Here is an 18,114-nt window from a genome sequence, read left to right on the forward strand (position 1 = left end):
TTCAAGCTGTTTTGTTGTGATTAAATATTGAATACTGTATGTTTTGATCTTTTCTTTTTAATTTAGGAGATTCGGAGAAATCGAAATTGACTATTTCAACTTGTGGGCTTACTCCTTTCCATTCATTTAAGTATAGTGAAGTATCTAATCCTAAATTAAATTCATATTCTAAATCAGTTTCTTTTATGAATTTTTTTACTTTGGGAGATGGGTCAACCCTTGTTAAACCTTGTTTTCCAGAATACTCAAAGGGAGTGCTCATTTGAGGTAAAATAAACGTTCCGTATTTGCTTATTTTTGATGCTATTTCAATTGTTTTTAGTTCAAACTCTGAGCCTTTGTAGTTTAGTTTAGTCTTAGTTTCTGATGTAGATTTAATTTTGCCAAATGGAGGGTTTGAAATTGATTGAAAAAAATTAGATCCAGCCTTTAGCAAAGTGTTTTCATCTAAAATGTTGCCTTCGATCCAGTTTGCTTCTGGTAACAGTTTTTTACCCACTCTTATGTAACCAGGATTTAATTCAATACATGTTACATTGCATTTTCTATAGTGATAAGCAAAAAAGGATAAGGTTCCTATTCCAGCACATAAGTCTATTATGTCACTGTCTGAATAAATTTCTAAAGAAAAATCATTTGCAAGACCTTGAGGAGTAAAAAAAGCGCCAGTTTTTGAATTCATATTTAATGCTCCTTCTTGCCAGTTCTTAAAGACAAATAGCTTTTCATCAAATGTAAGGTTGTCTTTTTTTAGTATCTCCTCTGATTGTTCGTGTAGTTTTATTTCTTTTTTAGATAGTTTCATAGTAAAAATATTTTAATAAGGCTTCAGTCTTTCATGAAGCCTTGTTTTTTAGATAGGTTTATTAACCCTTAAAGGCTTTAATTTTCTTCTTTTTCTAACTTGTAAATATTATTATCAGCAAGGCAAATGAATCCTTTTACTTTTTCTCTATCCATTTTTCCCGTAAATGCTTGGTATTTATATGGTTCTCCAAACTTTTGAAAAATCTCAAATTCATCTAGTCTTTTAAAGTTCTCTATTGCTGTATGTTGGTTTATTTGGAATGTCATTTGATGAGTTTTAAACCTCCCCAAACTAACTAGTCGGGGAGGAGGTTAATTATAGGTTTAAAAGTTGTTTAACTTCTTCTTGTTTTGTTTTTGGAAATACCCATCCAGCCCCGCAGGATAATCTGAAGTTAAACCTTCCGCCAAGTTTTTTTAAGTCGTCTTTAATTGGCTTTGTGTTTCCTATAACTGCAATAGCTTTTTCTGAATAGTCGATTATTTGGATGTCTCCAACATTTAAATTATTGTTTTCTTTTGTTGGTTTCTCAGTAGGAAAATGACAACGATTTTCAGCCGCTGCAATGTATATCATGTTTCTATTTTCTTCGTTGCTCAGATCAAAGAAAGAATCTGTTTTATTAACTTTTAATCCGAACCAATGATCAGTACCGATAAAAAAATTGGGTAAATAACTACTACTTTTTTTATGCTCTCCCGTTTCGGGATCATTTAATAATTCTTTTGTTTTTTCCCAGTTTTCACAAGCTTTTTTTAGTTCGTTCATGTTGTTACGAGTTGTACGCGAGAAAGCTAAATAATTGATTTCTTTAATGCTTGTTGAAAAATAATCAGTCATAGTATCGCTGTCATTTTGATAGTGGTCTGCAACTATAACAGCTTTTGCCCATTCGGGGATAGTTATAAGTTTCTTTCCTTCCTCAATTTTAGCGTTTCTTAGTTGTTTTTGTAGTAGTCTTTCTGATTCTTCGGCTTTTTTGTCCTCTTTGGCTTTTTTATGTGCATCAATTACCAAATTATCTAATTCGTCTTGTGTTCCATCGAATTTATATTCAGGTAAAAAATAACTACCAATACCGAAAAGATTATTATAATTTTTTACGAAATCTTTTGTCTGTAGTGCTAGTGTTGTTTTTTCAACGGTTAAATATTTTATACCAAATTTAGTATGCTCTATTTTGTATACAATATGCTCGTTTTTTGCGCTTCCTTTTGTTTTTCCGTAGCCGTCTAAAAATATAATTGTGCCAATTTCTGGCGTTGCCTTTGTATTTGTTATATTTGCCATGTTATAAGATTTTATTTATAAAATTTTATGTTTAAAACCCGTCCTTTCGTCGCTGTTAGACGGGTTTACTTTTTATAATTGTTTCGGTGTTTTAATTTCTTAATGCATAGCTTGCGCCTTTGCCGAACTCCTCTAATACGTTTAATAATTTCACTGTTTGTTTTTTGATAAAATTTGTCGCTGTTTTCATGATTAAAAATTTTTGTTTGTTGTTGTTAATTTATTAGTTCTTGTAGTTCTTCTAAACTTGATATAGCTGTCCACTGGTTGTTTTTACGGTTGTATAGGTGTGTATCTCTGCCATTTATAAAGCAATCCATTTCTAAGGAATAAATATTTTTTGCAGTTTCAACTATTCTACTTAATAGTAAGCTTTGATAAATATTTGTGAAGTATGGTATCTCTTCATATTCTCGCGCTATCTCCCAAACTTCGGAGTCTTTTATTTCAACATCTAAAAAAGACCCTATTTCTTCAAACTGCTTAATATTTACGGAAAGTGAATTTTCGTTATAATTAATAAAAGCCATGATTAAAAATTTTTGTTTGTTGTTGTTTTTTATTTGATTGCTTTCGCTATACAAATATACGGCAAAAGAATTAAAAAAGAATTATAATATAATACTTTTTGAATACAAATTGATACTAAGAATTTATAAAAAACATATTTTGTATAGTTTTAATTTATTTAGAATACAAAAGAGCTTTTGCAAGGGCAATAAGTATATAATAATTATAAATTTTAGAAGTACAGGCCATAGAAAGAAGAGCGAAATAATAAAAAGATCAAAACACTAAAGAGCATTACAAACGCTACAAATAAGATCAAAGAAGATATAAAAAACAAGTATTAGAAAGTGTACAATCTAAAAGACACAAACCCAATAAACAAAAGGGATAAGAATTAAAAAAGAATAGCTTAAATACAAAAAGAACAACAAAAGAAATAACAAGACAAAAACAAAACCAATTAAACTAAAAGCCTATAACAAAAAGAACGACCAAGTAAAAGAAAAGTAACCAAGCTAAAACAAAAGAACAACAACAGATATAATATAGAGACTATAAACAAAACACTATACAATCAATAAGGGAAACAATAAAATCTAACTTAGTTTAAATAGTAAGCTTATAAAGTAAATAAACTAAAAATGTTTTACACACACTAAACCAAAATTTTAAAAAAGCTGAGGCGAACTTGAACGCAGATAAAAAAAATATGTTTCTGAAATTCTATGTTTTAATATTGTTTAAAATAGTAGTTGTACAAATGGTCGTCAAAATGATATACTTAAATCAGTTTTCCCCAATAAAAACAAGGTGTTAGAAAACTAAGTATTATTTCATACAAAAGTAAACACCGAGCTAATACCAATAATTAGGCTAAACTAGAAAAGCTGAAAAACTACAGAGAACTAATAACAAAAAGTACCCCCATACCCTAAACAAAATCACTTTCTGAACGTGACATTTGCCTCGCAAGCCCCCCAACACTTCCAAACCTACTCACATAGATCATTTTTTTTATGAATTAGCTCGAAATCAGTTTTTTTTAAATATTTGCTTTTTAGGTAGTTAGTCTACTTCCTACACCGTGTGGATACAAGTTTTAATTCTTTTAGTATTCTATTATGTTTTTATATAGTTTTATTATTTGATTCTTTTATTTAAACTATTCTTTTTTAATTCTTTTTTTATTCTATATTTGTATTATAGATCGACTCAGACATTTCTTTGCTTGTCGGCAAGGTTGCTATCAATTATGTATTCGAATGGATATTGTTAAAGGTTGAGTCGAGGGGATTTGATACCCTTTTAAGTTGCCTTTAGAGAATAATTGTAAGACTGACTTTGGTTGTGGGAAAGAAACAACACCTAACTGGAAATATAACAAAATGAAATTTACTGAAGGAGAGTTTATTGAAACTATAGAGTCTATTAAAGATCAATTTAGCTATGACAAGAAAAAAGTAAAGCTTATTGAAGATAGTTTAAAACATGCTTTAAACACAAAAGAGACGGTTGTGGGCCCATATGATAATAGTAGGTTGGTAAATCAGCTTTTTAAATTATTACACTCCCAATTCCCCCCTTTAGAGAATAATTGTAAAATTCAACAGTATTGTTTCGATCATAACTTTGAAAGAGGAACAATCAAAGAGCTTTGGGAAGAGCTAAATAAAGAAAATGAAATAGTTTAATGGAAAAAGATTTAAGAATAGATGGTTTAAAGGTGGTCATGTTGAGCGCACTTCTAAGTGAAGCTATTGACGATATGAAAGGAACAAATCTTTACAAACAAAACATAAAGAAAGCCGGAAATAATTTTCAGAAGATGTTAGAGCCTTTTGTTAAGCAAGTGGACGGTATATATGAATCCAATCCAGAACTGACTTTAAATTTATTTAGAGAGACTGAGGAGTTTATTGAAAAGGTTGCGAAATTCAATTTAGTCGATTTTGCAATGATGAATCAAATTCGTGAAGCATACACAAAAGACCCAAGGAAGTTTCAAGAAGATTTTTCTATTGAATTAAAGAAAATTAATACTTAGTGAAGATTGGATAATATTAGACTAGATCGATTGCTAAACCTACCATAGCCAGTTGAGCAGAATTATTTAAATATCGATGTTTTAGATGCAGAGTTATACTAGAGTTTATTTAAAATCTTTTGGGTTAGATGAATCAGACTTTTGTCAATGCGAAACATGCTCAGAAAAGGTTAGAGCTACAGATATTCATCATATTTTGACTCGAAAAAAACACCCAGAAGGATTAAATCAGATTGAAAATATAATGGCAGTATGTCGCGAATGTCACAATAACTATGGAGATAGGATTTATTTAATACCCATTCTGTTTCGAATCCATAGAAAAGTATTGCAATTATGTGGAGTTAGGCACAATGGTATATGGATTAAAAAACAAATAGAGAAGTACGAAAATTTAGCAGCTTTAAAAGAACAATGCACATTTTAATAGGGATTGATCCAGATGTAGACAAAAGTGGCGTAGCATTAAAGATTAACGACCATATTGAAGTATTTAATCTCTCTTTCTTTGACTTGTTCGTGTTTCTAAGTGAGAAAAGTGAAAGAGTTAAAACAACCAAGGAAAATATTTTGGTTGTTGTAGAAGCAGGATGGCTTAATAAAAGTAATTGGCATAAAAATAAAAACGGTTCAGCCGCTATTAATGCGGAGATAGGAAAACGAACTGGTTCTAATCATGAAACAGGAAAGAAGATTGTTGAAATGATTGAGTTTTTAAAACTACCATATAGAACAATTAAGCCTAGAAAATCAAAAGTAAATAGCAAGTTTTTTAAAAGTATTACAGGAATAAATCGAAGTAATCAAGAACAACGAGATGCATATATGTTAATACACGGAATAAAGTGAGTTAGGTGCCGATTTTGAGTCTAAATAAAATATTAATTGAAATAAACAAAATGAAAATTTTAGGAGAAAGGGTCCTAGTTGAACCTATTAAATCGGAAAAGAACATTAATGGAATCTTATTACCGGGGACCGCGCAAAGTCAACAAATAGGAAAAGTACTAGAGGTTGGAATAAAATGTAAGGTTGTTAAGAAAGGGGATAGGGTAAAGTATTATTCAAATACAGGCGTTCCCTTCGAATATGAAAATATTGAAGGGTTGATCTTTCAAGAAAGTACTGGTTTAATAGCTGTTTTATAGCAGATTTATATATGTTGTAGGTTAATAGTATTTTTTCAATTGATAGGTTCTTTATATAATTGTTTACCCCAAAGCTGAATGTCTCTTTCAGGTAAATGAGAATGATTCATTAGTTGATAAATCTCGTCTTTAATTTCTTGGATGGCATTCGGGTCTTCTGTTCTTATTCTACTTTCGTAATTATTTTTAGTTCCATTAGATGTAAAATTTAGAGAGCCTAAATACGCTATTTGATCATCAATTAAATAGATTTTACTGTGGATAAATGTGTCACTTTGATCAGATTTGTCAGGTGACATGTAAACTTTAAAAGGGAAAAGTTGAGAATACCAATAGGAATAAATCTGCTTATTCTTTATTTTGTTTTTATAAAGTTTAACAATTAAAAACAGAATTATAATTGGGATTAATCCAAATATCATTTTTATGTTTTTAACATAGTAAGTAATACCGATTAATATTGTGAGAAGTCCAAATGCAATATAAGTTAGAATTTTAGAAATGGTTTTCCATTTTTCTCTTTTTTCAACGGCTATTTCGTCGGTTTCTACATTTTGATTTATTAGCTTATGTATGTTTTTGTCGTAATTTCCATAAAAGTCTTCAATATTATCTGTTGTTATTAATTCAATATCAAGATTTCTCTTTCGGAATTTTATTAATTCTGTAATTAAAAATGGAGATAAATATGGCGAAACAATTTTAATAGATTTCCGTGCATTACGTATGTCACTTAAGAGCTTTTTTCCTGCTCCCTTTCCGATATAGATATCACAATTTGCTCCATTATAAAACATTCCCATTCAGTTTGTTTTTTATTTTTTATTCACCGTTTCAGGTATTCTAGTCAGTTTTATTAAATGTTATAAAAAACAGATAATTACCTTATGAACTAGTCTAAACAGCTATAGTATTTAAAACTTTATTATTTTATCGTTATTTAATATTTTAGTTTGGACTGCTTGAAAACTTAATATCATCATCTTCTCCTATTTTCATTGTAATTGTTTCGATTACATCCTTTCTACGGATAAAATTATTTGCAACTGAATTTATACTGATAATACAATCATATTTATTACTACCGATTGCTATTTCATAAATTGGATGTTTTTTTTCTCTGAATGAAACTGGACCTTCAATTATTTTGTTTTTTTCAAGAACACTGGGGACTTTAGATAGTTTTCCAGTGTATATGCTGTTATCTTTTTTTATTTTAAGAGAGTATTCTTTACTTCTCCAAGAATTTCGTAAATGCTCTAAATTGATATCGGTTTTCATGATCTATTTAAACTTTAGATTTTTCAATAATTTTATCTATTAAATTTGTAGAGATATTTATGGATGGGTCACATGTTTTTTAACAGTCTCGGCTATGAGTGATTGCTTGGTTTGCTACTAACTTTCAGAAGTAGACGAGAACAAGCAATTTCTTAAAGCCATCGTCGGGCACAGTAATTTTAATTTATTTTACTCAGTTTATCAGCTATTGATTTACGCTTTTTTTCACGTTCTTTTCTCTCAATTTCTTCGTCTAAGATGATTTGAATTGCATCATTTAAAATTGGAAAAAAATCCTTGCATTCGTTTTCTTCTAATTCGTGGATTCCTTTACTCAAAATAGAATAAATTTTTCTGTTTTCAACTAGAAAATCAGGTGTTTTACTTTTTACGAGCTTAATTTTGCTTTTAAAATCTGATCGATCTATTTCTTCTTGAGTTATTGATTGCTCATTTAAAAGTTCATCAAGTTTAGGAGAAACAATATGTTTTTCAATGATACGTCTTAAATATACAAATGAACCAACTCCAATTCCGTGAGACGCTAGTCCAATTGCTTTATTTAGTTCTTGATATATATCTTCTTTTAATGCTCTATATTTTGCAATTTCTTTTTTTGATAGATCAGCAATTGAAGGGCTTTGTCCAACTTTAATAATTTTAGAGTCTTTAACTCTAAATATAAAAACTTGGTCGTGTGACGAATTACTTTCTGGTCTAGGGCATTTGAAGACTCTCTGATAGACTCCTTGGAGTTCTCTCTGATGGGTTCCTTTTTCCTTTAATATTTTTAATATTTTTACGTTATCTTTAGTAGGATCCCGTAAAATTTGATTTACTACATCTAAATCCGTAACACTACTAGTAAAAGTAGTTTCTTTATTGCAAACTGTGCAATAACTATCTATGGTTTTAAACTTATTTACAATGTGATAATCTCCAATTCGACAATGTTCATGAAAAAATAGAATGCTTAAGGTTTCCTCTAACCTTAAAGTATATAAGTCAAATTCAGAGTATAAAGGTTTCTTTAAAAAGAATTCTAGTATGTCAGTTTTTTGTTTACTCTCCATTCTGTTCTTATTGTGTGTTTAACTTTCACATCGTTAAATTAATAATAACCATTCAAAAATCTTCAAAAAAATCAACAATTTATATGGTTTTAGAACACTATTTATCCGAACAAAAACGTTTACAATCATTTACAAATGACTATAAAGATTTGTTGTACTTGTCACAATTTTGCTATGTAGTTTCTTATTTAAGAAAATAGGCTTCTTTTGTGTTCTGGGACCTCTAACTGATTTAGCTTTCTAATTGTTTCCATCTTCTTTCGGTCAAATGGTTTCTGTGTTTTTTTATTGGCCATGGGGTTATGGACACTATCTTCGGGTATTTTTTCTTCACCGGAAAGATATTTGTAAAATTTAATAACAATGTTTCTTCCTTTTGAGTTAAGTGTCCACATTCTTTTTTCGACATCGGGATGATCCATTATTAAGTTTAAGTAGCCACTTTTTACTATAGAATCCCATCGTGAATAAGTAAAGCTCTTCGAGATTTCAGAATATAGAGCCCGGGTAAAAATTTTCATTCCCATTAGCTTTAGTAGTATTTCTAAAATATGTCTATCAAGATCATAACGTTTTTGGATATAAATTCTTACAGGGTATAAATTTTCTAGAAAATCATACCCTTTATATACATAAGCAAATCTTTTTTTAGAATAATGGTCATTATCCTTGTTTACAAAAACAGGGCTGATTTTAGTTCCTTTCAGTAATTTCTGAGCATCGTTAGGTAATTCTTTTTTTGTACTCATGGTTCAAATATAACTATAAGTATTAAAAAAGTATTAATTTAGAATATAATAATAAAAATATTTTATATTTTTGTTTAAAGGAATAATATTTTCTTATGGCGAAAGCAAGTGATTTAAAAGTGTATAAAGTCAAGACTCCAGAAAAAGGAGACCTTGTTTTTGGAACATGCCGTAAAACAGGCAAAAACGTAAACTTTCTGATCGAAAGTATATGCGGTATTTGTAAAGGTAAGCCTAAAGATGCATTACAAGCAGTAGCAGTTAATGATGAGTTTAGTGTTAATATGAATGAAGTCTTAACAGGAAATGTATCTCATAATGATCAACTCGGAGATGGCGAAAATAAATTCACTAAAGCTTTTGAAACCAGTAATGGAAATTTGGATTTTTCAAACGATGGTTCTTTTACTTATAAGCCAAACTTAAATTATTTCGGAAGAGATCAGTTTGCATATAGTATATCTAATTCTGATGGTACTAACAGTCAGGGAGTAGTTCATATTGAGGTTATAGATACCGTGGTTGAACCTCCAGTTGAGTATTATAGTTTTCAGTTCAACAATTTGAATAAAGGGATTGATAACTTATCTGAAGTAAATGACTCATTTTTATCTAATTATGGAACATTGCATTCTGAGGACTCAGTATATGATGGTAAAAAATTTGTTTTTAAAAATGTAGGCAGGTATGGTTTTGTAATTAAAAATATATCAAGAGGAGATGAACCAATTATTTTCGATTTTTTGAATAACGACGTGACTGACATACTTTTTCATAAACAGTATGATGAAGTAACCAAAACAATATACTTCTTAAGTAAAGAGTATGTTGCTCCTTCAACAATATTTTATAAAATAGATTAAAAAATAAAATGAAAAATAGCAAAGTTCAAATTGGTAGTTCTATAGAAGTAGCAACTCAATCTCCTCTTGATGGTAAAACGATGTTTTTAACTCTAGATGAAATGAGGTTGAATATAGAGATAAATGCATTTAAGTATTATGAGGATATGGTCGTGAGGTGCATAAAGACTCATAAAGAATATATATGGAGAGAAACAAAACAATCGGATAAAATTTCAGATAAGGTTTTGAGAAATGATTTTACCTATCCAGATGGGGCTATTGCTTTTGGAATTAATTATTCAAATAGAAAGTTTAATTTTTTTGAAAAAAGGAATGGAGACGATTTAGGAGATCACACAGCTACTCAAAACCTAGATATGGCAGGGTATCGTATTATAAATGTAGAAATAATATCTCCTAAGAAAAATTCAACAGTAAGGATTTTAGGACATACTGAGATACATGGTATAGCTACTAATTATGTTCAAGCAAGAGACTCTGTTACTTGTAGTACAGCAGTAATGACTGGAACTTCTGGTGTAATGATTGGCGGAAATACAACTGAAAAAGGTTCTAGAGCATCAGGTTTCAAAATAGGAGCGACAGAAACCAATAAAGTTGTTTTTGGTTTAAGACATTCGGATTATGCTTTTTTGTTAGATGTTTCCGGTATAACAAGTAAACGCTCTTTAACAGTACAAGACAAAGATGGTACTGTTGCTCACTTGGATGATATAATGAACACACAGAGTCATGATTTATCTAACCCTACGGATGCAATTTTGAATAAAAAGTTTCCATTTGATAAATATCCTGTAGGTTTTAAAATAGTCAATACTAATCCAAGCAAACTTGGATATTATTATGTTCGTGTATCTGAAAATCAGTGGGCTTATGAAAAGTTGACTTTACTAGGTGCTAACGTAGAGTAGGAGTTTAAAAAAGATATCAGATGGAATAACTAATGGAAGTAGATTTTAGTTTAAAAGGAATTATCCAAGCTGTGAGTTATTTAGCAATATGTTTTTATTCATGGTTAAATAGTGTAGGAATAGATGCTTATGCGTTTCATGTTCTACTACTTTTCATGGTATTAGATATGTTCTTTGGAGTATTAAAAGCAAAGAAAATACCAGAGTTGAAAAATCCATCTTCCAGAGAGGCAAAAAAAGGAATTGTATCAAAAATTATAATGTTTTCGATACCTGTTGTCGTAGGTTTTACTTGGGGATTATTTGATAAAAATAATGCTATTAGAGTAGTAAACACCTCCTTAATTGCCTTGGCTATAGCAGAAGGATATTCAGTTGTGGCTAATGCAGGATCAGTTTATTCAGGAAAAAATTTACGAGAATACGACGCTGTTACTTACTTATTTAAAGTTGTAACACGGCTAATAAGAGGATTGTTAGAAAAATTTTTAATAAGATGAATAAAGTATTAGAAATAGCTCTTTCTCAAATTGGAATAGCTGAGATAAGAGGAAAAAAAGATAACCCAGAAGTTTTAAAGTATTTTAATGAAATAGGGTTTAATGGTGAGATGCTTAAAGATGAAACAGCTTGGTGTTCTGCTTTTGCGAACTGGTGTTGTCAGAGGGCAGGGGAAAAAATGACTAGAAAATTAACAGCAAGAAGTTGGTTGAAAATAGGCAGGACAGTTCACGATAGCCCAAGAATGGGAGATATAGTTGTTTTATGGAGAGAGAGTATGGAGAGCTGGAAAGGTCACGTTGGCTTTTTTATAAGACAAGATGAGAATTGGATTTGGGTGCTTGGTGGAAATCAAAATAATAAAGTTTGCATTAAAGCATATCATCAAAATAGGTTATTAGATTTTAGGAGATTGTAGATTTTTTAATTCTAAAAATGAATAAAGAGCGGATAGTATATTTTTTAATAATAGGGCTCCTTCTTTTCTTTTTTTTGGGAAGGAAAAATAAAAAGAACCATTCAAAGGATACCAACATCATTAGTGTTGATAGTTCTTTGGTGGTCAAGATAATCCCCGAAAAGTCTAATTCATTTAAAATAGAAAAGCCTAGAGAAGTTAATAAGGTAGTATATAAAGATAATAATGAACAGTATGTTAGATTGATTAGAGAGCTTGAGATCAGAAATAATCAAAAAGCAGATTCTCTTATGATATTACGGGAGTTATTGAAAGCTATTCAATTACGGGAATATAAAGAGATTGTTAAGGATAGTTTTCTTTCGGCCAAGATTAATGTAAAGACTAAAGGAACTCTAGAAAGTATCGATTTCTCATACAAAGTATTTCCACAGGAAACAAAGTATTATGAGAAGGTAATAAAGATTAAACCAAGATATTCAATTTTAGGAGGAGCAAGTATCATAACCTCAGACATTATTAATAAAACATCAATTGAATTAAACACAGGATTTCAAACCAAGACGGGAAATATACTTGAATTAGGAATTAATTCTAATAAAGGAATTAGGATTGGTTACAAATGGAATCTATTTACAAAATATTAAATGAAAGGACTAATTAATTATATCATAGAATTAGAAACTCCGTATGGCGAGAAGTTTAAAACAGAAAGTGGTATTGAACTCTTTGGAAACGTTGATTTTAATCCCGAAAGGCTATCTAATAGAGTTGCTTTAATTAAAGGAGTCCCGGCACTTCATGAAGGAGATTTAAAAAAAGGTCATGAGGTATTAATAGACTTCACCATTTTTTATAGACAAATCTATCATGGTGTTAAGCAATGGTATAATAGTGTTATAGATGCAGACCAGAATTTGTATCATATAACACCAAATATGATTGTTTGCTATCGTGAATCAAAAAATCATGATTGGAAAGGTTTTAATAAGAACTTACTGGTAAAACCAGTACTGGAGGAAAAAGAAATTAAATCAACATTATTTCTACCTGATAATGTTAAGAATACAAAGGAATTTAAAGGAAAGGTTAAGATAGTTTATGTAAATTCTGAACTACAAGATCAAGGAATTAGTAATAATGATGTTGTATTAATGGACCCAAGAGGAGGAGTTCAATTTTGGATTGAAGGAAAGGAGTATTGGTGGATAAGAACACAAGATGTTTATGGAAAGATTGTCTAGTTATAGAAAGGAGAAACTTCCGAGCTACATAAGAAAATTAAAAAGCATGGTAGCTCTAAACTATGAAGTTATGACAAAGGAAGTAGATAATGTTATTTCTGAGGATAAGTACCACAACATAGTAAAAGGAAGAAGACAAGCGGCTGAACAGTCTATTTGGGGTATGAAAGAGGTAGATAGAGCCTATAAAGAATTAAATAATTTATCTGAAAATGAACTGTCTAGTTATTACAAAGAGGAACTCCCTGAATTAATTGAGCATTTGAAAACCATGTGCGATTTGAATTTGGAAGTCATTGATATTGAATTGAACCCTCATGAAGATGATTACAATGAGTTAGTTTCAGTTGAGAAAGAATTGAATGAAATGTTAGGTCCAGATGTAACTAAGGCGGTTATGAGAGCAGGAAAAAACATATCTGTAACGGAGGATAGACTGCATAATGTAATTAAGTCAAGACAAATGGCCGCTATTGATTTTGATTGGGGGATTAGTAAAATTGATGAACTAGAAACAGAATTAAACTCTAAAGAGGAAGTCGGACAAAAAAAGAGTTGGGCAAAAAGGACAGCATCTAAGAATAAACAAACAAAATAATTTTAGATGATATTCTACTTAGGAAATAAAATAACAGATAAAGTTGAAGAAAAGGTTCGCTTAGGAAGAAATAAACTCAAGTCATGGTCTTATGGTTACGACCATGAACATGACATTATAGTTATATCTAAAGATGGTACTCTTGGATCAGTTTTTTATGTTAATGGAATTCATATTGGTTTGCCAGAACCGCCTTCAGACAGAAAAGAGATTATAAATTGGGATAAAACTACAAAGAATCAAAAATGGAAAAGAGATGAAGAACCGAAAGGGCTAAACTCAAAAACACAGTTTGAACAAAAATACGAGGGGTTTATTGAGAGACAAATAAATCTTCGTCTTTACGGTACCTTTATTTTTATCAAAGGGGAATTGGTTTACATGCCTGGTTCTTCACATTTCTTCTATCAATGGAATAAGTTAGATGAAGGCTACCCAGTCTTTAGAATCATTCAAAACGAATTGCTGATTTATTGGGAAGCCTGTAAAGCTGATCATAGGTGTTATGGTGTAGATTATGTAAAAAACAGGCGTTGGGGATGGACTTCTATTTGCAACTCTGAAGGAATAAATCTTGGAACTTCTAATGAAAACAAAGAAATAGGGATTATCTCAAAAACAGGAAAAGATAGCCGAAAAAACTTTGGAAAATTAGTAAGAACATTTAAAAAGCTTCCTGTCTTTTTCAAACCTTCATGGGATGGTTCCACAACACCGAAAAAAGAATTAGTTTTAACCGAACCAACTCGCAAAAAGAAACTAGGAGAAGATGAAGATGATTTTGAAGAAGGTCTAGACACAACCATCGAATGGCATAATACTGTTTTGAATTCAATGGATGGAGATAAAATTTTCCTGAGTTTAATTGATGAAGGAGGTAAATTCCCAAAGGAATGTCCATTCGATCAGTATTGGAGAATCGTAAAAACGTCACATAGGCAAGGAAAAAGGATTGTTGGTAAATCTATGGTAGGTTCAACGGTGAATTCCAAGAAGAAAGGAGGTAGAGAGTTTGAAACTGTTTTTATGCAATCGGATCCAAGGGAAAGGAGTAAAAATGGACAAACGGCTAGTGGTTTATACAACTTGTTTATCTCTGCGGCTTATGGTTTAGAAGGATTCTACGATACTTATGGCTTTAGTATTGTTGATGATCCAGAAAAACCAGTTCTTAACGATTTAGGTGAATGGATAACTATTGGTGCAAACACTCATTTGGATAATGAGCTAGAAGCCTTAAGAGAAGACCCAGAGGCATATAATGAGCAGTTAAGACAGTTCCCTAGAACTGTTAAAGAAGCTTTCAGAGACGAAAGTGAAGACTGTGAATTCAATTTGTCTAAAATTTTGGAACAAATTGATTACAATAAAGAAGAGCTGGAAGAGAAATTTACTGGAAGTGACCCTATAATAAATAATGATATTGAAAGAGGGAATTTTACATGGGAAAATGGAATTCAGGACACTAAGGTTGTTTGGAATCCTGATCCTTTAAATGGTCGTTTCTGGATTAGAAAAGGTTGTCACCCTCCATTAGAGTATAGAAACATAAAGGAAAAGAAATTTAAAAACGGTGTTCTAGCATGGACACCAAAAGGAGAGCATTTAGGTTGCTTTGGTGTAGACCCATATAATAGAGATAAAAGTGCTGATGGTAGAGGCTCAAAAGGAGCTATACATTTATCAACTACTTATAATACATCTACTTTGCCTAATGATGCATTTATTTTGGAATACATTGATAGAGCAAAAAAAGTCACCATCTTTTTTGAAGAGGTTTTGATGGCTATGGTTTATTATTCAATACCTATGTTGGGTGAGCTTTCAAACGAAGCTTTTTTACAATATATCTCAGACAGAGGATATCGCCATTATTCATTAAATAATCCATTTAAAAGCTATAACCAATTAAACCCAACAGAAAAGAAATTAGGTGGTGCTCCACCCCAAAATTCAAAAATTGCAGATCAACAATTTTACGCTATTGAAAGTTATGTCGAAGACCATATTGGTGTGGCTAGAGATGACAGAAATAGGCCTAAAGGAAATATGGGAGATATGCCATTTACTAGAACTTTAGAACAATGGAAAGATGTTGATTTAAAGGATAGAACAAAGTATGACGCTTTTATTTCAAGTTCATTAAGCCGACTTGGTTGCCAAAGAAGAATAAAGAAGCCAGATGAAAAGAAAAAACCAAGAAGAAACCCATTTAAAAGATACGACAATTCAGGTAATATATCCCAAGCAATATGAGTAAAACAACATTTCCAGACCCATTAGAAAAATGGAGTAATAAGTTAGATGATAGTTATGGTTTAGCCTTTGCAAAAACAATTTCTCAAGATTGGTTTAATGGAGGGTTGACAGATAGCGAGTGTGAATATTCTTATCGTTCAGCAAAGATTCGAGAAAATAGACTTTATGCTAGGGGGGAACAAGACACAAAAAAATATAAAGACTTATTTATGCGTCAAGACGGCGATTTAAGTTTGGTTAATTTGGATTGGCGGATCATAAATGCTTTGAAAAAATTTTGCCGAGTGGTAAGCAATGGAATTAGAGACGATCATTACAAGATTGATATACGAACTAACGATCGACTTTCTTTAAATATTAAAGCTAAAGAGAGGGAAAAGCATTTAAAGAATATGAGAGCAATGCCTTTACTCAAGGAAGCTACAAAATCACTAAAAGTTAATTTAATGCCTCAAGGTTTTGTACCAAGAGATTTACAGGAATTCAATATCTATGATCAGCTAAAAGAAAAGACTAAGATTGAAATAGCGGAAGAAATTATTATTAATCATGTAAAAAAAACAAATCGCTGGTCCATTATTGAAAAAAAGAAGAATAAAGATTTAGTAGAAAATGCAATTTGCGGTGTTCGTATTTATACAGATAGTCGAGAGGGTATTAAAATAGATTCTTTTGATATTGAACAGTTAGTTCATAGTAATGTAACGGAGAATGATTTTTCCGATGCCTTTTATTATGGGGTAGTCGACACTATTACGATCAATGATTTGCAAAGAGAATCCGGTCTTGAAAGCTCAGAATTAAAAAAAATAGCAAAAACGTATTCTAAAAGAAATAAATCCAATGATGATTTTAAGGATATAGGGTGGTGTAAAGTTGATATTTTACGATTTGCATTTAAAACAACGAAAGAGGAAAATTATAAAGTTATCAAAAAGAAGGGGAGTGCCATTCATATTTCCAAAAAGGACGATTCTTTTGAGCCTCCGAAAAGATCAGATTATGAGAAGAAGGTTGATTTTAAAGATACCTGGATGGAGGGTTCCTATGTGATTGGAACCGAATTTATATATGACTACAAAGAGAGTGAGAATATTATAGAAGATGAGTTAAATAAAGCGCAATCACCCTTCGTAGTTTTTTCTTCTGATATGTATGAAAATCGCTTACATTCATTCTTAGATGATATAAAGCCATTAGCTGATGAGCTACAGAACATCCACATAAAAATTCAACATTTACGTTCGGAACTAAAACCGGACTTAATTCATATTGACTTAGACCAATTAGCGGAATTGGAAACCGAAGGAGATAAGAAAAAAAATTGGGAACATTCCTTATCAATTTTAAATGTAAAAGGGGTTGTATTTAGTCAACGCATTAACATGGGAGAAGACGGGATGAAAGATGGTGCAGCAGTGCGTCCAATGTCTCAACAACAAGGAAGTGGTTTAGTTCAACTTTTAAACTTGTATGCTCATTATTATAATCAAATACGAGATATAACAGGAGTGAACCCAGCTCGTGATGGAAGTATGCCACATGATGCACTTTTAGGAGTTAATCAGCTGAATCTTTTGAGTAGCAATACTACCACGGAACATATTGTTGATGCTGCTTTAGGATTTAATAAAAAAGTTGCTGAAGTAATTAGTAGTCGTATTCATGCCATTTTTAGGAATCCAAAGGCCAAACACTTAAGGAAGAAACTCGAAAGAGCTGTAGGTAAACAAAATTTAGAAGCCTTGGAAAGTTTAAAAGATAGGCATTTACATGATTTTGGATTTACCATAGAAATACTTCCGACACAACAAGAAATTACTGAATTCAAAGAGGATTTAGGTTTATACTTACAGCAAGGATTAATCTCTCCAGAGATTAAGAGTGAAGCAGTGCGTATAGCTAAAACAAACATAAAGTTAGCTGTTCAGTACTTAGCGTATATGTCAAGACGAAGAATGGAGCAAATGAATGAGGAAAAGAAAGCTACCATGCAAATGAAAACTCAAAGTGATATTGCTGCAGCAAAACAAGCTTCGTCAGGAAGAATTGAAGAAGAACATATAAAAGCAAAGATGAAAATTACGATTGAAAAAGCTCTCAGTAGCATTAGAGTTGCAGAAGAGGTCGCCATCCAAGAGATAAGAGAGCCAGAAAAAGAGAAAAAGTTTCAGCAAGAAGTTTATTTGGAAAAATTAAAGAAATTATCTGAATTTGATATGGCTAAATTTAAAGAGAAAGCTAAAGACGATAGGCAAAATGTTAAATCGTCACATCAAAGTATGTTGATAGATCAACGAAAAAGAGATTCTGACCCTCATGATTTTAGTTTAGATTTACTTGATTAATTCTTTTTAAGTTCTTATTTAATTCTTTATTGTTTTTATTTAATTCTTTTATTATTTTTGCGTAAA

General features: G+C 30.9%; 22 protein-coding genes. 14 read left to right on the forward strand and 8 right to left on the reverse strand.

Translation table 11 applies throughout. From position 1 onward, the window contains the following. Nucleotide 1: 1 nt before the first annotated feature. The 4 genes from AC2GW8_RS14600 to AC2GW8_RS14615 all read right to left on the reverse strand — a co-directional run bounded on the left by AC2GW8_RS14600 (nt 2) and on the right by AC2GW8_RS14615 (nt 2,628). Nucleotides 2–805: a class I SAM-dependent methyltransferase gene (locus tag AC2GW8_RS14600; RefSeq protein ID WP_440880612.1), complete on the reverse strand. Its 804-nt coding sequence runs from the start codon at nt 803–805 to the stop codon at nt 2–4. Nucleotides 806–882: 77 nt separating this feature from the next. Then, on the reverse strand, nt 883–1,074 hold the full coding sequence (locus AC2GW8_RS14605; protein WP_440880613.1) for a hypothetical protein: 192 nt from the start codon (nt 1,072–1,074) through the stop codon (nt 883–885). Nucleotides 1,075–1,123: 49 nt separating this feature from the next. Then, the gene (locus tag AC2GW8_RS14610) at nt 1,124–2,098 is read right to left on the reverse strand and encodes a hypothetical protein (protein WP_440880614.1); all 975 of its coding nucleotides are present in this window, start codon (nt 2,096–2,098) and stop codon (nt 1,124–1,126) included. A 215-nt stretch (nt 2,099–2,313) separates the two neighbouring features. Beyond that, a complete protein-coding gene (locus tag AC2GW8_RS14615; RefSeq protein ID WP_440880615.1) occupies nt 2,314–2,628 on the reverse strand; it encodes a hypothetical protein in 315 nt (104 codons plus the stop codon). 1,290 nt (nt 2,629–3,918) lie between these two features. Here AC2GW8_RS14615 and AC2GW8_RS14620 point away from each other — a divergent pair. The 5 genes from AC2GW8_RS14620 to AC2GW8_RS14640 all read left to right on the forward strand — a co-directional run bounded on the left by AC2GW8_RS14620 (nt 3,919) and on the right by AC2GW8_RS14640 (nt 5,800). Beyond that, nucleotides 3,919–4,299, forward strand: coding sequence for a hypothetical protein (locus AC2GW8_RS14620; RefSeq protein ID WP_440880616.1), 381 nt, complete (start codon nt 3,919–3,921; stop codon nt 4,297–4,299). Further along, entirely contained in the window at nt 4,299–4,652 is a 354-nt protein-coding gene (locus AC2GW8_RS14625) for a hypothetical protein (protein ID WP_440880617.1), read from the forward strand. Before AC2GW8_RS14620 ends, AC2GW8_RS14625 begins: the two co-directional genes overlap by 1 nt. Before the next feature lie 85 nt (nt 4,653–4,737). Then, a complete protein-coding gene (locus AC2GW8_RS14630) occupies nt 4,738–5,079 on the forward strand; it encodes an HNH endonuclease (RefSeq protein ID WP_440880618.1) in 342 nt (113 codons plus the stop codon). Further along, a complete protein-coding gene (locus AC2GW8_RS14635; protein WP_440880619.1) occupies nt 5,067–5,501 on the forward strand; it encodes a hypothetical protein in 435 nt (144 codons plus the stop codon). The genes AC2GW8_RS14630 and AC2GW8_RS14635 overlap by 13 nt, the downstream gene beginning before the upstream one ends. Nucleotides 5,502–5,551: 50 nt before the next feature. Continuing rightward, on the forward strand, nt 5,552–5,800 hold the full coding sequence (locus tag AC2GW8_RS14640) for a co-chaperone GroES family protein (RefSeq protein WP_440880620.1): 249 nt from the start codon (nt 5,552–5,554) through the stop codon (nt 5,798–5,800). A 35-nt stretch (nt 5,801–5,835) separates the two neighbouring features. Here AC2GW8_RS14640 and AC2GW8_RS14645 read toward each other — a convergent pair whose 3' ends face one another. The 4 genes from AC2GW8_RS14645 to AC2GW8_RS14660 form a co-directional block, all read right to left on the reverse strand. Next, entirely contained in the window at nt 5,836–6,603 is a 768-nt protein-coding gene (locus tag AC2GW8_RS14645) for a phospholipase D-like domain-containing protein (RefSeq protein WP_440880621.1), read from the reverse strand. Between the two features lie 145 nt (nt 6,604–6,748). Further along, nucleotides 6,749–7,081: a hypothetical protein gene (locus AC2GW8_RS14650; protein WP_440880622.1), complete on the reverse strand. Its 333-nt coding sequence runs from the start codon at nt 7,079–7,081 to the stop codon at nt 6,749–6,751. Between the two features lie 179 nt (nt 7,082–7,260). After that, nucleotides 7,261–8,154: a hypothetical protein gene (locus tag AC2GW8_RS14655; RefSeq protein WP_440880623.1), complete on the reverse strand. Its 894-nt coding sequence runs from the start codon at nt 8,152–8,154 to the stop codon at nt 7,261–7,263. 188 nt (nt 8,155–8,342) lie between these two features. Next, nucleotides 8,343–8,903, reverse strand: coding sequence for a hypothetical protein (locus tag AC2GW8_RS14660; protein WP_440880624.1), 561 nt, complete (start codon nt 8,901–8,903; stop codon nt 8,343–8,345). A 95-nt stretch (nt 8,904–8,998) separates the two neighbouring features. Between AC2GW8_RS14660 and AC2GW8_RS14665 the strand changes: the two genes are divergently transcribed. The 9 genes from AC2GW8_RS14665 to AC2GW8_RS14705 are packed head-to-tail and all read left to right on the forward strand — an operon-like array spanning nt 8,999 to nt 18,048. Next, complete coding sequence (locus AC2GW8_RS14665) at nt 8,999–9,766, forward strand: Ig-like domain-containing protein (protein WP_440880625.1); 768 nt, start codon at nt 8,999–9,001, stop codon at nt 9,764–9,766. Between the two features lie 8 nt (nt 9,767–9,774). Continuing rightward, nucleotides 9,775–10,680, forward strand: coding sequence for a hypothetical protein (locus AC2GW8_RS14670; protein ID WP_440880626.1), 906 nt, complete (start codon nt 9,775–9,777; stop codon nt 10,678–10,680). A gap of 32 nt (nt 10,681–10,712) precedes the next feature. Next, entirely contained in the window at nt 10,713–11,180 is a 468-nt protein-coding gene (locus AC2GW8_RS14675) for a phage holin family protein (RefSeq protein WP_440880627.1), read from the forward strand. Continuing rightward, nucleotides 11,177–11,599: a TIGR02594 family protein gene (locus tag AC2GW8_RS14680; protein ID WP_440880628.1), complete on the forward strand. Its 423-nt coding sequence runs from the start codon at nt 11,177–11,179 to the stop codon at nt 11,597–11,599. The genes AC2GW8_RS14675 and AC2GW8_RS14680 overlap by 4 nt, the downstream gene beginning before the upstream one ends. 17 nt (nt 11,600–11,616) lie before the next feature. After that, on the forward strand, nt 11,617–12,246 hold the full coding sequence (locus tag AC2GW8_RS14685; protein ID WP_440880629.1) for a hypothetical protein: 630 nt from the start codon (nt 11,617–11,619) through the stop codon (nt 12,244–12,246). Further along, a complete protein-coding gene (locus AC2GW8_RS14690) occupies nt 12,247–12,843 on the forward strand; it encodes a hypothetical protein (RefSeq protein ID WP_440880630.1) in 597 nt (198 codons plus the stop codon). Then, on the forward strand, nt 12,827–13,441 hold the full coding sequence (locus AC2GW8_RS14695) for a hypothetical protein (RefSeq protein ID WP_440880631.1): 615 nt from the start codon (nt 12,827–12,829) through the stop codon (nt 13,439–13,441). The genes AC2GW8_RS14690 and AC2GW8_RS14695 overlap by 17 nt, the downstream gene beginning before the upstream one ends. 6 nt (nt 13,442–13,447) lie before the next feature. Beyond that, a complete protein-coding gene (locus AC2GW8_RS14700) occupies nt 13,448–15,697 on the forward strand; it encodes a hypothetical protein (protein ID WP_440880632.1) in 2,250 nt (749 codons plus the stop codon). Next, complete coding sequence (locus AC2GW8_RS14705; RefSeq protein ID WP_440880633.1) at nt 15,694–18,048, forward strand: hypothetical protein; 2,355 nt, start codon at nt 15,694–15,696, stop codon at nt 18,046–18,048. Before AC2GW8_RS14700 ends, AC2GW8_RS14705 begins: the two co-directional genes overlap by 4 nt. Nucleotides 18,049–18,114: the final 66 nt, after the last annotated feature.

This window comes from Tenacibaculum profundi (assembly GCF_057162725.1).